The following is a 13,027-nucleotide window of genomic DNA, read 5'->3' as shown; positions in this document are numbered from 1 at the left end:
TGCTAAACCTTTTTGGATGCTTCGCGCGGCCTGCTGTCAGCTGAATGGCTGTTTGTCGGGTAGCTGGCAATCGGCTGTGATCAACGGTCCGCGCTGGCCATACGGATGCGCACCTGCAGCCCGCTACCGAATGGCGAGGCCAATAGCTCGATGTTTGCCTGATGCAGCTGGATCGCGCGCTGCACGATACTGAGGCCCAGACCATAACCGCGCGATTCGCTTTCCACCTCGCGATGAAAGCGTTCGAAGACTGCTTCACGCTTCTCGACCGGAATGCCCGGACCATCGTCGGAGATGGCGATGATGACTGCATCGCCTTCGCGCTGGATGGCCACGTCCACCTGGCCCCCCGATCCCGAGTAGCGCAGCGCGTTTTCGATCAGGTTGCGAAACATCGCGGTCATCGCCACTTCGTGCCCACTGACCCAGACTTCATCGATGTCGTGTGTGAGGCTGAGCGCGATGTCCTTTTCGGCGATCAGTGCCGCCAGTTCTTCGATCACTTCGGTGGTGAGCGTGATCAGTTGAATCCGTGCGCGCTGCTCGGATGCGGCGCCAGCTTCCAGTCGTGCCAGTGCGAGGATCTGCTCGATCCGTCGTGCCATTCGTGCCAGACCCATCTGGGCACTTTGCAGCATGGCATCGACTTCCTCCGCACTGCCCGCAATCTGCGCGCTTTCCAGATGGATCATGGTGGCGGCCAGCGGCGTGCGTAGCTCGTGGGCCACATCGCCGGCAAAGCGGTGTTCGCGTTCGATGGTGTCTTCCAGTCGCTCGATCTGCTGATTGAGTTCCAGTACCAGCGGCGTGATCTCGCGCGGTGTGTCATCAACGGCAACGGGCTGCCGGCTGCCCGGCAAGCGACTGGCTAGCTGCTCCGTAAGACGGTCCAGCGGCCGCAGCCCGCGCCCGACCGCCCAGCTCACCAGCAACGCCAGCAACGGCAACCCGATGATCAGCGGCAGGCTGTGTTCCATGACCAGCGTGCGGGTGATGGCATGGCGGTTGTCGGAGCGCTCACCGATGCGGATCACCAGTCCAGCCTGATTTTTCAGCGTGAAGATACGCCACGTCTGATCCTGCAGGCTCAAATCGCGAAAGCCGCGCTCGTCGGCGGGAGGCGGCGACAGCGTGGCGAGATTGGCGGTGGCGGCGAGCAGACGCCCATCGGCGGCGTAGGCCTGAAAGCCGACTTCGGGCTCGAAGTTGCGCTCATGCACCCGAACCATCACGCCGCGCAGTGCATCAGCCGGCAGCACGGCGTTGCCCGCGTTGTGCCCCGGCAAAGAGGAGACATGTTCGATCAGTGTTCCCAGTGTGCGGCCAGCCTGTGCCAGGCGTCCGTCCAGCAGGTGATCCATTTCGCTGAGCTCGCGCTGATAGCTCAGCACGCCCAGCGGAATCAGCACGCCGACCTGCACCGCGATGATCAGCCAGGTCAGGCGTGTGCGCAGGCTGGCAGCTCTCATTGAGGTGCGCTCATGCAGATGCGCTCATGGAGCCGCCATGATGGAGCTTCCCTGATAAGGGTGTTCTCATCGATCGGCTCTCCATGGAGCTGCACTCATCGCAGCGATCTCATTTTGGCTCGCGCGGCACCATGTAGCCAATACCGCGCACCGTGGTGATCACCTCGGGACTGAGCTTGCGCCGCAGCCAGTGCACTTGCACCTCGATGGCGTTGCGTTCGACCACCGTATCGAGCCCATAAACGGAGTTTTCGAGCGCATCGCGGCGCACGATGCGTCCGGCGCGCTCCATCAGCACCTGCAGCAGCGCGAATTCGCGCCGGGTCAGGCTGACCTTTTCACCGCGGAATTCGACTTCGGCGGTCGAAAGGTTGAGCCGCATGCCGCCGGCTTCGATCAGGTTGTCGGCCAGGCCCTGCGCGCGACGGGTCAACGAGCGGATGCGCGCGGCCAGCTCGCCGAGGTGGAACGGTTTTACCAGAAAATCGTCCGCGCCCAGATCGAGCCCGCGGATGCGCGTATCGATGGCGTCGCGTGCGGTCAACACCAGGATGGGTGTTTTCACGCCCTGGCGCCGCGCTTCCAGCAATACATCCATACCATCCTTGCCGGGCAGGCCGAGATCGAGCAGCACTAGATCGGCCGTGGGGTCGCGTAGCGCACGAGCGGCCTCGTTGCCGTCACGTAGCCAGGTAACGGCATAGGATTGTTGCTCCAGCGCGTGCCGGATCGCTTCGCCGAGCTGGATGTCGTCTTCCACAAGCAGAATGTGCACGTCGGGCTACCGGTGGCTGCAACTAAGGCGGGCAGGGTTCCAATGCATGGTGGACGAGAATGCTTGTGCAGACCTTTTGGATGAGGACATCGTTAACTGACGTGTTCAGCTCAAGTGCGGCCCATCGATCGAGTCGTTATAGGGCAGTTTCAGGTGCCTGTGGCGAACCACGATCACCAGGATAAGCACGGCGCCGACCGTTCCAAGCAGATCCAGCACGAGCACTCCTGATCGACCCTCATGTACCGTGCCCGTCTTTGCATGGCGTTTCAGGAAGGTCGGCCGAGTGGACCGCAGCCGTCAGCGGTTGTCCAGTGTGGCTCCGGTCAACATGCCGCGCGCCAGCATGCTGCACTGGCGCCGATAGAGGATCAGCTGCCACTGCCGACCACCGACCTGCCGCCAGAGCACCGCCGAGCGCACCGCCGCCAGCAGATTGCTGCGAACCTTCTCGACCACTGCCGGTTGCGCCAGCTGCTGCGGATTGCCACTGACCATCACTCGGGGCTTCAGTGTCGACAGGGTGGAGGCGTACAGCTCGGCCAGCCGGCCGAAGACCTGGGTCGAGCCCTGACCGAAGTGCTCCACCTGACGCTGCGCGGCAACGATGCCCTGCTGCAGCTTTTCGAGCAACTCCGGTCGCCGCGACAGGCTGCGCTCCAGCCGCATCACGGTCACCACCATGCGCGTGACCGACATGTCACGGTCGCTTTCATCCAGCTGCGCAATCAGGTTGCGCAGGCCCAGCCGCACGCCGGAGATATTGCCGTACACGCCAACGACCGATGGCGCGTCGATACGGAAAACGCTGGCCACACTGGCTTCCATGACGCCTTCATCGCAACGTCCTTCATTGGCGAGCTGCTGTGCCAGCGCACAGGCCTGGAACAGGCCGGCAAGGGCGAGCACGCGCTCTTCATTCATGGCAAAGGTTTCAAACACGAGCTTGCGGTTCTCCGGAAACAAACGTTGATGTAGGTGAAGGCGTGAATGCTGGCAGCAAGCCGCCGTAGGGCGCATCGGTGGCGGCGATGATCGCGCCGCCGAGGCAAACCTCACCTTCATAGAAGACGACGGATTGGCCCGGCGTGACAGCACGCTGAGGGTCGTCAAAGCGTACCTCAAGCCCATCCTCCCGGACTTCGACGGTGCAGGGCTGGTCGATCTGGCGGTAACGGGTTTTGGCGGTACACCGAAAGTGCGTGCCTGGGGCTGTGCCGGCCACCCAGGTGGGTGCCTCGGTCTGCAGCCGCTCGGAATACAGCCAGCGATTCTCGCCCCCCTGCGCGATGTACAGCACGTTGGCAGGCACGTCCTTGCCGACCACATACCAGGCTTCACCGCTGGCGCCGTGCCGGCCGCCGATCCCCAGCCCGTTGCGCTGGCCCAGCGTGTAATACATCACGCCCTGGTGCTGGCCGATCAACTCGCCCTCAGGCGTGCGCATTTCGCCGGCGCGCGCAGGAATGTACTGCGCCAGAAAGCTGCGGAAATCGCGTTCGCCGATAAAGCAGATGCCGGTGGAGTCTTTTTTCGCATGCGTAGGCAGCGCGGCTTCTCGCGCCATTTCGCGTACGCGAGGCTTTTCGATCTCACCGACGGGGAAAAGCGTGGCGGCCAGCTGCTGCTGACCCAATGCGTGCAGGAAATAGGTCTGGTCCTTGGCCGCATCCACGGCCCGAAGCAGGCGATAGGCCCCGTCCATGCAGTCGACGCGCGCGTAATGGCCGGTAGCAATTTTTTCGGCGCCCAGCGAGCGTGCTTCGTCGAGAAACGTCTTGAACTTGATTTCACGGTTGCACAGCACGTCGGGATTCGGCGTGCGGCCGGCGCGATATTCGGCAAGAAAGTGCTCGAACACGCCGTCCCAGTATTCGGCCGCGAAATTGCGTGCATGGAACGGAATGCCCAGTCGGCCGCAGACGGCCACGGCATCCTTGCGGTCCGCATCGGTGGTGCACGGGCCGCTGCGGTCGTCTTCCTCCCAGTTCTGCATGAACAGGCCATCGACTTCATGCCCGGCCTGCTGCAGCAGCAACGCCGCGACCGACGAGTCGACGCCGCCGGAGATGCCGAGCATCACCTTCATACGGTCTTGCCCGTGGGCAGCGCAGCGTCGTGATCAGGGAGATAACCGAGCGCGTTCAAGGGTAACCGCTGGCCGGCAAGCCACGCATCGATGCTCATCAGCACCAGTGGGCTGCGCAGTCGGTCGCCCAGCGCAGCGATTTCGCTGCGGGTCAGCCACAAGGCGCGCTGAATGCCAGTGTCCAGCGGGCGTGCGGCATCATGCCTCAGCGCCCTGGCGGCGAAGCTGAAACGGATCACTGCATCGCCGTGTTCGGTGCTGCGCCATTGATGAATGCCGATAAGGTGTTCTAAAGCCACGGTCCAGCCGGTTTCCTCCAGCGTCTCGCGTACGGCAGCATCAAGCAGACTTTCGCCATCATCGAGGTGACCGGCGGGCTGGTTGTAGGCGAGCTGACCCTTCACCTCTTCCTCGACCATCAGGTAACGGTCGCCATCGGCGATCACACAGGCCACGGTGACGTGGGGGCGCCAAATATCAGCATTGGTATCGGCATTGGCAACGGGTTCGATCATGGACGCGTGACAGCACTGGAAAAGTGGCCATTGTGCCATCACCTAGAGGTGTGCCCGAGCCGCTGCAGCTCGAAAAAGCGGCATCCGCTGCGGCGTATACTTCGTATCAAAGATGAGCTACCCAAGAAACCATGGCCCACGAATCCGAACACGAACAAGGCGGCGGTCGCGGTCTGGCGGTGGAAGTCGCCAAGCCCGAAGTGGCTCGTCCACCACTTTTTCAGGTCTTTTTGTTGAATGATGACTTTACCCCGATGGATTTCGTGGTAGAGGTATTGCGAAGCTTCTTCAATCTCGATCAGGAGCAGGCGGTTCAGGTGATGCTGCACGTGCATACTCGCGGTAAGGGAGTTTGCGGCGTCTTTACACGGGAGGTCGCCGAGACCAAAGTGACTCACGTCAACGAATATTCACGCTCACATCAACACCCGTTGTTATGCACTATGGAAAAGCTCTGAGCGACCCCACTTCGTGATCATCGCGGCGCAACTGGCCGCTCAACTTTGCAAGCGGAGACGATCCGAATGTTCAGCAAGGATCTGGAAGTCACCATCGGCCATTGCTACAAGCAGGCCCGCGAACAGCGCCACGAATTCATGACAGTGGAGCATCTGCTGTTGGCGCTGACCGAAAACCAGTCGGCGCTCGGCGCACTGCGCGCCTGCGGCGTCGATCTGCCTAGGCTGTCGTCAGAACTCGAACGCATCATCCTCGAAACCGTGCCGGTGCTGCCGCAGGGCGATGAGCGCGATACGCAGCCGACACTGGGCTTTCAGCGGGTGCTGCAGCGGGCCGTTTATCACGTGCAGTCCTCAGGTCGCAAAGAAGTTACCGGCGCCAATGTGCTGGTGGCGATCTTCGGGGAAAAGGATTCGCACGCGGTGTATTTCATGCATCAGCAGGAAATCACCCGACTCGACGTGGTGAATTACATTTCGCACGGTATTGCCAAGATTGGCGATGACGCGGCGACTAGCAGCCCGAGCACCGAGCGTGAAGGCGAAGAGAGCGGCGAGCCGAAGGGCAATCCGCTGCATGAGTTTGCCAGCAATCTCAACGAACTGGCGCTGGAAGGCAAGATCGATCCATTGATCGGGCGCGCCGACGAGATCGAGCGCACGATCCAGGTGCTCTGCCGCCGCCGCAAGAACAACCCGCTGTACGTTGGCGAAGCTGGCGTGGGCAAAACGGCCCTGGCCGAAGGTCTGGCCAAGCGCATCGTCGATGGCGAAGTGCCCGAGGTGCTGGAAAGCGCCACGATCTGGTCGCTGGACCTCGGCGCTCTGGTTGCCGGCACCAAATATCGCGGCGACTTCGAGAAGCGCCTGAAGGCGGTGATCGGCCAGCTGAAAAAGCAGCCGGGCGCGATCCTGTTCATCGACGAAATTCACACCATCATCGGTGCGGGTTCTGCGTCGGGCGGCACGATGGATGCCTCCAACCTGATCAAGCCCATGCTGGCGTCGGGGGAGTTGCGCTGCATTGGTTCGACCACGTTCCAGGAATATCGCGGCGTGTTCGAGAAAGATCGCGCGCTGGCCCGTCGCTTCCAGAAGATCGACGTGGTCGAGCCCACCGTGGCCGACAGTCTTGAGATTCTCAAAGGCCTGCGCTCGCGTTTCGAAGAGCATCACCACGTCTCGTATACCAATGAGGCATTGAAGGCCGCGGTGGATTTGTCAGTCAAACACATCCCCGATCGTCTGCTGCCGGACAAGGCCATCGACGTGATCGATGAGGCGGGTGCACGTCAGCGCCTGCTGCCCGAAGACCAGCGCACCGGCAAGGTCGATGTGACCGAGGTCGAGTACATCGTGGCCAAGATGGCGCGTATTCCGGCCAAGCAGGTCTCGGCGTCGGATCGGGACGTGCTGCGCAATCTTGAGCGCAATCTCAAGATGGTGGTGTTCGGTCAGGATCCGGCGATCGAGGCACTGGCTGCTTCGATCAAGATGGCCCGTTCGGGTCTGGCCGATCCATCCAAGCCGATCGGCTGCTTCTTGCTGGCTGGCCCCACCGGCGTTGGCAAGACCGAAGTCACCAAGCAGCTGGCGATGCAGCTCGGTATCGAGATGATCCGTTTCGATATGTCGGAGTACATGGAAGGTCATTCTGTGTCGCGGCTGGTCGGCGCGCCTCCGGGTTATGTCGGTTTTGACCAGGGTGGCCTGTTGACCGAGGCGGTGGTCAAGCATCCGCACGCGGTGCTGCTGCTGGACGAGATCGAGAAGGCGCATCCGGATGTATTCAACATTCTGTTGCAGGTCTTGGATCGCGGTGTGCTGACGGACACCAACGGTCGCGAAGCCAACTTCAAGAACGTGGTGGTGGTCATGACGACCAATGCAGGTGCTGCGCTGGCTTCACGGCGTAGCATGGGCTTTGTCGAGCAGAAGCATGATTCGGATGCGATGGAGGTGATCCGCCGCACCTTCACGCCGGAGTTCCGCAACCGGCTGGATGCGATCATTCAGTTCGGTGCGCTCGATTTCGAGCACATCCTGCGCGTGGTCGACAAGTTCCTGATCGAGCTGGAAAGCCAGCTGACCGAGAAGCATGTCAGCCTGGATGTCGATTCAGATGCCCGCCGCTGGCTGGCAGATCATGGTTTCGATCCGCAAATGGGCGCTCGTCCGATGGCGCGGGTGATTCAGGAGAAGGTGAAGCGTGCGCTGGCCGACGAGCTGCTGTTCGGCAAGTTGACGGATGGCGGCCTGGTTCGCTTGAGCGTTCGGGATGGTGAGCTGCAGGTGGATTGCGAAACCATCGAGCCGGCTGAAGTTACCGAGCCAGCGGCCTGAGCCAACAGCTGTTCGGGATCGGCATCTGATTCCGGACAGCTTTCTTGCAACAACGCAAAAAGCCGCGCATTGCGCGGCTTTTTCGTGTCCAGAGAGACCGGCTTTACTGCATGCCGATTACTTCATGCGATACGTGATGCGTCCCTTGCTCAGGTCGTATGGGGTCATTTCGATCTTGACCTTGTCGCCGGTAAGGATGCGGATGTAGTGCTTGCGCATGCGGCCGGAGATATGGGCGATGATGACGTGCCCATTCTCAAGTTGCACGCGAAACATGGTGTTGGGCAGGGTCTCCTGGACCGTGCCTTCCATTTCGATGACGTCGTCTTTGGCCATGTGTTCCGGTAGTCACGCACAGCCGTCATGGCTGCTAAGCCGCCGATTATGCCATGGATAAGCGTTTGGTTAAAGAATCATCAACAAAGTCGGTAAATATCGATCAGGCGAAATATTCATCCAGTTTGCGCCGGATTTCCTGTTCGATCATGCCCTTCATCGGCGAGAGCATCAGCCCCAGCTCCGCGTGAACCACAACCGCGTCGCTGCCGACGGCAATCGTGCCGTTCACGCCGGATCGAGCGAATTTCAGCGTATCGCCTTGCCACTGGCTCTCGGTGGCAAATTTTTCGCGCATCTTCATGGCAACTTTGTCGACCACGGTGCGGGCCTCGGGTATCGAAAGCTGGTGTGGCCGACGGATATCGATTTGGGGCATAACGGACTCCTTGAACGAATGCCGATCTTAAACACAATGATCTTAATGAGGGCGATGCGTCAGGACGTGATGGGCTGCATGGTAAAGTTTTGTTGTCTTTCTACTGGTTGATCCATGCGCATCGAATTTCCCAATGTGGCCCGCGAGGATTTCCATTGGACGCAGGCGCAGCTGACCATTGGTAGCGCGCCCGACAATGACCTCGTGTTGGCCGCATCGCAGGCGGCGGCGAAGCACCTGCGCATCCAGCAGGATCGCCGTGGCCTGGTGCTGCAGGTATTGCCGGCGGCGAGCCGTATCCATGTGAATGCAAGGCCAGTGCGCGAGCGGGCGCTGTTGCGTGCGGGTGATGTGATCAGCGTGGGTGACTGCCGCATGCTGCTGCGTGCCGATCAGGATCCTGCGCTGCGATCCTCGCCCAGTCTGCCGAAACAGATACGTTGCACGGTGGCGCTGCGTGCAGTATCCGGCTCGCTTTCCGGGCGGGTATTGCCGCTGGAGACCAGCCTCGAACTGGGTGCACAAGGCCGTTATCCGCTCGAATTGCCGCAGGGCGAAATAGCCTCGCTGCGTATTCATTGGGAGGAAGGCAAGCTTTTGCTGGAGGTCACGCAAGACTCCGAGCGATTCCCGCTGCGGGTCAACGGGGTCATCGCGAAAAGTCTGGCGCTGCAACCCGGCGATCAGATTGCTGTGGCCATGCACCGTTTCGTGGTCGATGCGCCGGGCATGGAGCCTGAGCCTGAGATCGTCATGCGCGAACCGCCTCCGGCGGCGAAACTGCCAGAAGAGACCGCTGGCCCAACGGGTGAAGTGTGGTGGCTGATCGCTACGGCTGCCCTGATCGCGTTAGGCATTGCGTCGATACTGCTGATCCATTTCTAAGTTGTACTCCTCGGGCGCCAACAGCCTCCTGGTTAGCCATCGCGTTCTGCACCGCGTCATAATGCGTGGACAGTCAATCGATGGATGCAACCGCACGTGAGCAGAGTCTGGAATTTCAGCGCCGGTCCGGCCGCCATGCCGCAAGAAGTGCTCGATCGCGCCCAGCGCGAGATGCTGGAGTGGAACGGTAGCGGCTCCTCGGTAATGGAACAATCGCATCGCGGCAAGCGTTTCGTCGAGATGGCCGCGCAGACCGAGGCTGACCTGCGCACGCTGATGGGCATTTCCGCCGATTACGCCGTGTTGTTCCTGCAGGGCGGGGCGACCCAGCTGTTTGCGCAGATTCCGATGAACCTCGCAGCTGAAGGCGACAGCGCCGATTACATCGATACCGGCCATTGGAGCAGCAAGGCCATCAGCGAGGCGTCGCCATATCTGCACGTCAACGTGGCGGCCAGCGCCAAAGCTGACGACTACCGCCGCATCCCCACGCGCGACAACTGGCAGCTCGACCCGGGCGCGGCTTACGTGCACTACACTCCGAACGAGACGATTCATGGCGTGGAGTTTCATGAGGTTCCCGATGTCGGTACGGTGCCATTGGTGGCCGACATGTCATCGAGCATTCTGTCCGAGCCATTGGACGTGTCGCGTTTTGGCCTGATCTATGCCGGCGCGCAGAAAAACATCGGTCCGTCTGGCCTTGTCGTGATGATCATCCGCCGCGATCTGTTGGAGCGGGCCGGCCGGCCGATGGCGAAGATTTTCCGCTTTGCCGAACAGGCCGCCAACGATTCGATGCTCAACACGCCCAACACTTGGGGCTGGTATCTGGCCGGGCTGACTTTTCAGTGGCTCCATGCGTTGGGCGGGCTGTCGGTGATGGCTGAGCGCAATCGCGCCAAGGCCGAGTTGCTTTACAGCACGATCGATGGATCCAGCGGCTATTACCGCAATCCCATCGATGTTCCGGCGCGCTCACGCATGAATGTCCCTTTCACCCTGCACGACAGTGCACTGGATGCCACGTTCCTCAAGGAAGCTGAAACCGCCGGTTTGCTGGCGCTGAAGGGGCACAAGGCCGTGGGCGGCATGCGCGCATCGCTGTACAACGCGGTGCCACTCGAAGCAGTGCAAGTGCTGACGGCATTCATGCGCGACTTCGCCAAACAGCACGGTTGACTGGCCGGCGATGGTATTTTTCAGGCAAAATGTAATGTGTGATTTGGACTTCTTTACTTCCAGGCAGCGACACAATGACTGATCGTGGTACGACCGATCCAAAGACTCCGCTGTCCGAAATGCGCGAGCGTATCGACAGCATCGACCGGCAGATCCAGCAGCTGATTTCCGAGCGCGCCAACCGCGCGCAGGAAGTGGCGAAGGTGAAGGGCGAGGGGCTGTCGGCGATCGACTATTACCGGCCCGAGCGTGAGGCCCATGTGCTGCGCATGGTGGTGGACCGCAACGATGGCCCGCTGTCCGATACCGAGATGGTGCGGCTTTTCCGCGAGATCATGTCGTCCTGCCTGGCGCAGGAAGATCCGTTGAAGATCGGCTTTCTCGGCCCGGAAGGCACCTTCAGCGAACAGGCCGTGCGTAAGCATTTCGGCCATGCGGCCTATGGCTTGCCCTTGGGTAGCATCGAGGAAGTGTTTCAGGAAGTCGCGGCTGGCCATGCCGACTTCGGTGTGGTGCCGGTGGAGAATTCCGGCCAGGGCATGATCCAGGTCACGCTGGACATGTTCCTCACTTCCAAGGCCACCATCTGCGGCGAAGTGGAACTGCGCGTGCATCAATGCCTGCATTCGCTGGCGGGTAAGCTCGAAGACGTCAAGCGTGTCTACGCGCATGCGCAGTCGCTGCAGCAGTGCAAGACCTGGCTGCGTATCAATCTGCCGGGCGTCGAATGCATTGCGGTGGGCAGCAACGCCGAGGCGGCGCGAATGGCGCGGCATGCAGATGACGCCGCGGCGATTGCGGGTGAGACGGCCGGCAAGATCTATGGACTGAAGACGCTCGCCACGGGCATTGAGGATCGCGCCGATAACACCACGCGGTTCCTGGTGATCGGTCGCTCGCTGTTTCCGCCATCAGGCAATGACCGCACCTCACTGCTGGTCACGGTGAACGATCAGCCGGGCGCGCTCTACGCCGTACTCAGCCCGTTCGCCAAGCACGACGTCAGCCTCAACCGCATCGAATCGCGGCCGGCGCATACCGGCAAGTGGCAGTACGCGTTCTTCATCGATGTGTCCGGTCATATCGATGAAGCCAAGCTGCAGGCGGCGGTTGGGGAAATCAGCGAAACCGCGGCTACCGTTCGCGTGCTGGGTTCCTATCCGGTGGCGTTGCCCTGAGATGATCGATGTGCGCGATACAGCATTGATCGTTGTCGAAGAAATCGTTCTGGAGAAAGTCGTTTGACCATGTCTGATCGAAGCAGTCTTGACTGGAGCAGTCAGCTGGGTCAGCCCCTGCATGGCGAACTCCGTGTGCCTGGCGACAAGTCCGTCTCCCACCGTGCCCTGATGCTGTCCGCGATTGCCGAGGGTACATCGCGTATCCACGGTTTTCTTGAAGGCGAAGATACCCGTGCCACTGCCGCAGTGTTGTCGAAGCTGGGCGTGCGCATCGAGACGCCCTCGAGCGGCGAGCGAGTGGTCCACGGTGTTGGCCTGCACGGTTTGCGCGGTTCCTCCGAGCCGCTTGATTGCGGCAACGCGGGAACCGGCATGCGCCTGCTCACCGGCTTGCTGGCTGGGCAGGCGTTCGACAGCGAACTGGTCGGCGATGCCTCGCTGTCGAAGCGGCCCATGCGCCGGGTGACCGATCCGCTGACGCAGATGGGGGCGCGCATCGATAGCCGCGATGGGCTGCCGCCGCTGATCGTGCACGGTGGTCAGGCCATGCGCGGCATTCGTTACGAATTGCCGGTTGCCAGTGCGCAGGTGAAGTCGGCTCTGCTGCTGGCCGGCCTTTACAGCGAGGGTGTCACCGAGATCATCGAACCGCATCCGACCCGCGATTACACCGAGCGCATGCTGGCTGCCTTCGACTGGCCGATCGACTTTTCGCCAGGTCATGCCAGCTTGGAGGGTGGCCATACACTGCACGCCACGGACGTGGAAGTGCCAGCCGACTTTTCCTCAGCAGCATTTTTCCTGGTCGCTGCCAGCATCGTGCCGGGTTCACACCTGCGCCTGCCGGCGGTGGGCCTGAATCCGCGTCGCACCGGTTTGCTGCATGCGTTGCGCCTGATGGGGGCGAACATTGTCATCGAGTCGCCGCGTGAGAGCGGTGGTGAGCCGGTAGGCGACCTTGTCGTCCGTTATGCACCGCTGCACGGCATCGAGCTGCCCGAGTCGCTGGTGCCTGACATGATTGACGAGTTCCCCGTGCTGTTCATTGCAGCGGCGGTGGCAACGGGAACCACGACGATCCGCGGCGCTGCCGAGTTGCGGGTAAAGGAGTCCGATCGCATCGCGACGATGGCTACTGGGCTGCGTGCGCTCGGCGCGTCCATCGAAGAAACGCCAGACGGCGCGATCATCCACGGTGGCAAGCTTGGCGGCGGTTCGGTGCAAAGCCATCTTGATCACCGTATTGCGATGAGCTTTGCAGTGGCTGGTCTGGTCGCCGAAGCGCCGGTGCGGATCAACGATTGCAGCCATGTCGCCACGTCATTTCCTGGTTTTCTTGAACTGGCGAACGGCTGCGGTTTCGCGCTGCGGGCGGTCGATTAAGTTCGCCGGTTCGCCTTAGGCCATCGTTGCGG

Annotated in this window: 13 protein-coding genes; 6 read left to right on the top strand and 7 right to left on the bottom strand. The window is 61.4% G+C overall.

The features are described from left to right. Nucleotides 1–80: 80 nt before the first annotated feature. The 5 genes from HDE79_RS19500 to HDE79_RS19480 form a co-directional block, all read right to left on the bottom strand. Entirely contained in the window at nt 81–1,469 is a 1,389-nt protein-coding gene (locus HDE79_RS19500) for an ATP-binding protein (protein WP_184604559.1), read from the bottom strand. A 109-nt stretch (nt 1,470–1,578) separates the two neighbouring features. After that, nucleotides 1,579–2,244, bottom strand: coding sequence for a response regulator (locus HDE79_RS19495; protein ID WP_184604556.1), 666 nt, complete (start codon nt 2,242–2,244; stop codon nt 1,579–1,581). A gap of 300 nt (nt 2,245–2,544) precedes the next feature. Next, on the bottom strand, nt 2,545–3,168 hold the full coding sequence (gene hflD / locus HDE79_RS19490; RefSeq protein ID WP_184604554.1) for a high frequency lysogenization protein HflD: 624 nt from the start codon (nt 3,166–3,168) through the stop codon (nt 2,545–2,547). A 10-nt stretch (nt 3,169–3,178) separates the two neighbouring features. Beyond that, nucleotides 3,179–4,333 (bottom strand): tRNA 2-thiouridine(34) synthase MnmA, encoded by a 1,155-nt coding sequence (gene mnmA, locus HDE79_RS19485; protein ID WP_184604552.1) that lies wholly within the window; start codon nt 4,331–4,333, stop codon nt 3,179–3,181. Then, nucleotides 4,330–4,848, bottom strand: a complete 519-nt coding sequence (locus HDE79_RS19480; RefSeq protein ID WP_184604550.1) for an NUDIX hydrolase — start codon at nt 4,846–4,848, stop codon at nt 4,330–4,332. Before HDE79_RS19480 ends, mnmA begins: the two co-directional genes overlap by 4 nt. Before the next feature lie 131 nt (nt 4,849–4,979). On the opposite strand from HDE79_RS19480, the gene clpS reads away from it, so the two are divergent. Further along, entirely contained in the window at nt 4,980–5,306 is a 327-nt protein-coding gene (gene clpS / locus HDE79_RS19475) for an ATP-dependent Clp protease adapter ClpS (protein ID WP_184604548.1), read from the top strand. Nucleotides 5,307–5,372: 66 nt separating this feature from the next. After that, nucleotides 5,373–7,649: an ATP-dependent Clp protease ATP-binding subunit ClpA gene (clpA, locus tag HDE79_RS19470; RefSeq protein WP_184604546.1), complete on the top strand. Its 2,277-nt coding sequence runs from the start codon at nt 5,373–5,375 to the stop codon at nt 7,647–7,649. 117 nt (nt 7,650–7,766) lie between these two features. Here clpA and infA read toward each other — a convergent pair whose 3' ends face one another. Together infA and HDE79_RS19460 are read right to left on the bottom strand one after the other, a co-directional pair. After that, nucleotides 7,767–7,985: a translation initiation factor IF-1 gene (infA, locus tag HDE79_RS19465; RefSeq protein WP_007508585.1), complete on the bottom strand. Its 219-nt coding sequence runs from the start codon at nt 7,983–7,985 to the stop codon at nt 7,767–7,769. Nucleotides 7,986–8,088: 103 nt separating this feature from the next. Next, nucleotides 8,089–8,364, bottom strand: a complete 276-nt coding sequence (locus tag HDE79_RS19460; protein WP_184604544.1) for a polyhydroxyalkanoic acid system family protein — start codon at nt 8,362–8,364, stop codon at nt 8,089–8,091. Between the two features lie 114 nt (nt 8,365–8,478). Between HDE79_RS19460 and HDE79_RS19455 the strand changes: the two genes are divergently transcribed. The 4 genes from HDE79_RS19455 to aroA all read left to right on the top strand — a co-directional run bounded on the left by HDE79_RS19455 (nt 8,479) and on the right by aroA (nt 12,995). Next, nucleotides 8,479–9,249 (top strand): FHA domain-containing protein, encoded by a 771-nt coding sequence (locus tag HDE79_RS19455; RefSeq protein WP_184604542.1) that lies wholly within the window; start codon nt 8,479–8,481, stop codon nt 9,247–9,249. 96 nt (nt 9,250–9,345) lie between these two features. Further along, nucleotides 9,346–10,431 carry a 3-phosphoserine/phosphohydroxythreonine transaminase gene (gene serC, locus HDE79_RS19450; RefSeq protein ID WP_184604540.1) on the top strand — a complete coding sequence of 362 codons (1,086 nt, stop codon included), beginning with the start codon at nt 9,346–9,348 and terminating at the stop codon, nt 10,429–10,431. A 74-nt stretch (nt 10,432–10,505) separates the two neighbouring features. Next, nucleotides 10,506–11,609 (top strand): prephenate dehydratase, encoded by a 1,104-nt coding sequence (gene pheA / locus HDE79_RS19445; protein WP_184604539.1) that lies wholly within the window; start codon nt 10,506–10,508, stop codon nt 11,607–11,609. Between the two features lie 69 nt (nt 11,610–11,678). Next, nucleotides 11,679–12,995 (top strand): 3-phosphoshikimate 1-carboxyvinyltransferase, encoded by a 1,317-nt coding sequence (gene aroA, locus HDE79_RS19440; protein WP_184604537.1) that lies wholly within the window; start codon nt 11,679–11,681, stop codon nt 12,993–12,995. The last annotated feature ends 32 nt before the right edge of the window (nt 12,996–13,027 follow it).

Source organism: Rhodanobacter sp. MP1X3, from assembly GCF_014207165.1.
In the GTDB taxonomy this organism is placed as follows: Bacteria; Pseudomonadota; Gammaproteobacteria; order Xanthomonadales; family Rhodanobacteraceae; genus Rhodanobacter.
Note: the sequence above shows the minus strand (reverse complement) of the source record. Positions and strands in the feature narration are given on the sequence as shown.

Coding starts and splice junctions, on each gene's coding strand:
- pheA (WP_184604539.1), top strand. CDS start 10,506: ATGACTGATCGTGGTACGACCGATCCAAAGACTCCGCTGTCCGAAATG.
- HDE79_RS19500 (WP_184604559.1), bottom strand. CDS start 1,469: ATGAGAGCTGCCAGCCTGCGCACACGCCTGACCTGGCTGATCATCGCG.
- HDE79_RS19480 (WP_184604550.1), bottom strand. CDS start 4,848: ATGATCGAACCCGTTGCCAATGCCGATACCAATGCTGATATTTGGCGC.
- aroA (WP_184604537.1), top strand. CDS start 11,679: ATGTCTGATCGAAGCAGTCTTGACTGGAGCAGTCAGCTGGGTCAGCCC.
- HDE79_RS19460 (WP_184604544.1), bottom strand. CDS start 8,364: ATGCCCCAAATCGATATCCGTCGGCCACACCAGCTTTCGATACCCGAG.
- mnmA (WP_184604552.1), bottom strand. CDS start 4,333: ATGAAGGTGATGCTCGGCATCTCCGGCGGCGTCGACTCGTCGGTCGCG.
- HDE79_RS19455 (WP_184604542.1), top strand. CDS start 8,479: ATGCGCATCGAATTTCCCAATGTGGCCCGCGAGGATTTCCATTGGACG.
- infA (WP_007508585.1), bottom strand. CDS start 7,985: ATGGCCAAAGACGACGTCATCGAAATGGAAGGCACGGTCCAGGAGACC.
- hflD (WP_184604554.1), bottom strand. CDS start 3,168: ATGAATGAAGAGCGCGTGCTCGCCCTTGCCGGCCTGTTCCAGGCCTGT.
- clpA (WP_184604546.1), top strand. CDS start 5,373: ATGTTCAGCAAGGATCTGGAAGTCACCATCGGCCATTGCTACAAGCAG.
- clpS (WP_184604548.1), top strand. CDS start 4,980: ATGGCCCACGAATCCGAACACGAACAAGGCGGCGGTCGCGGTCTGGCG.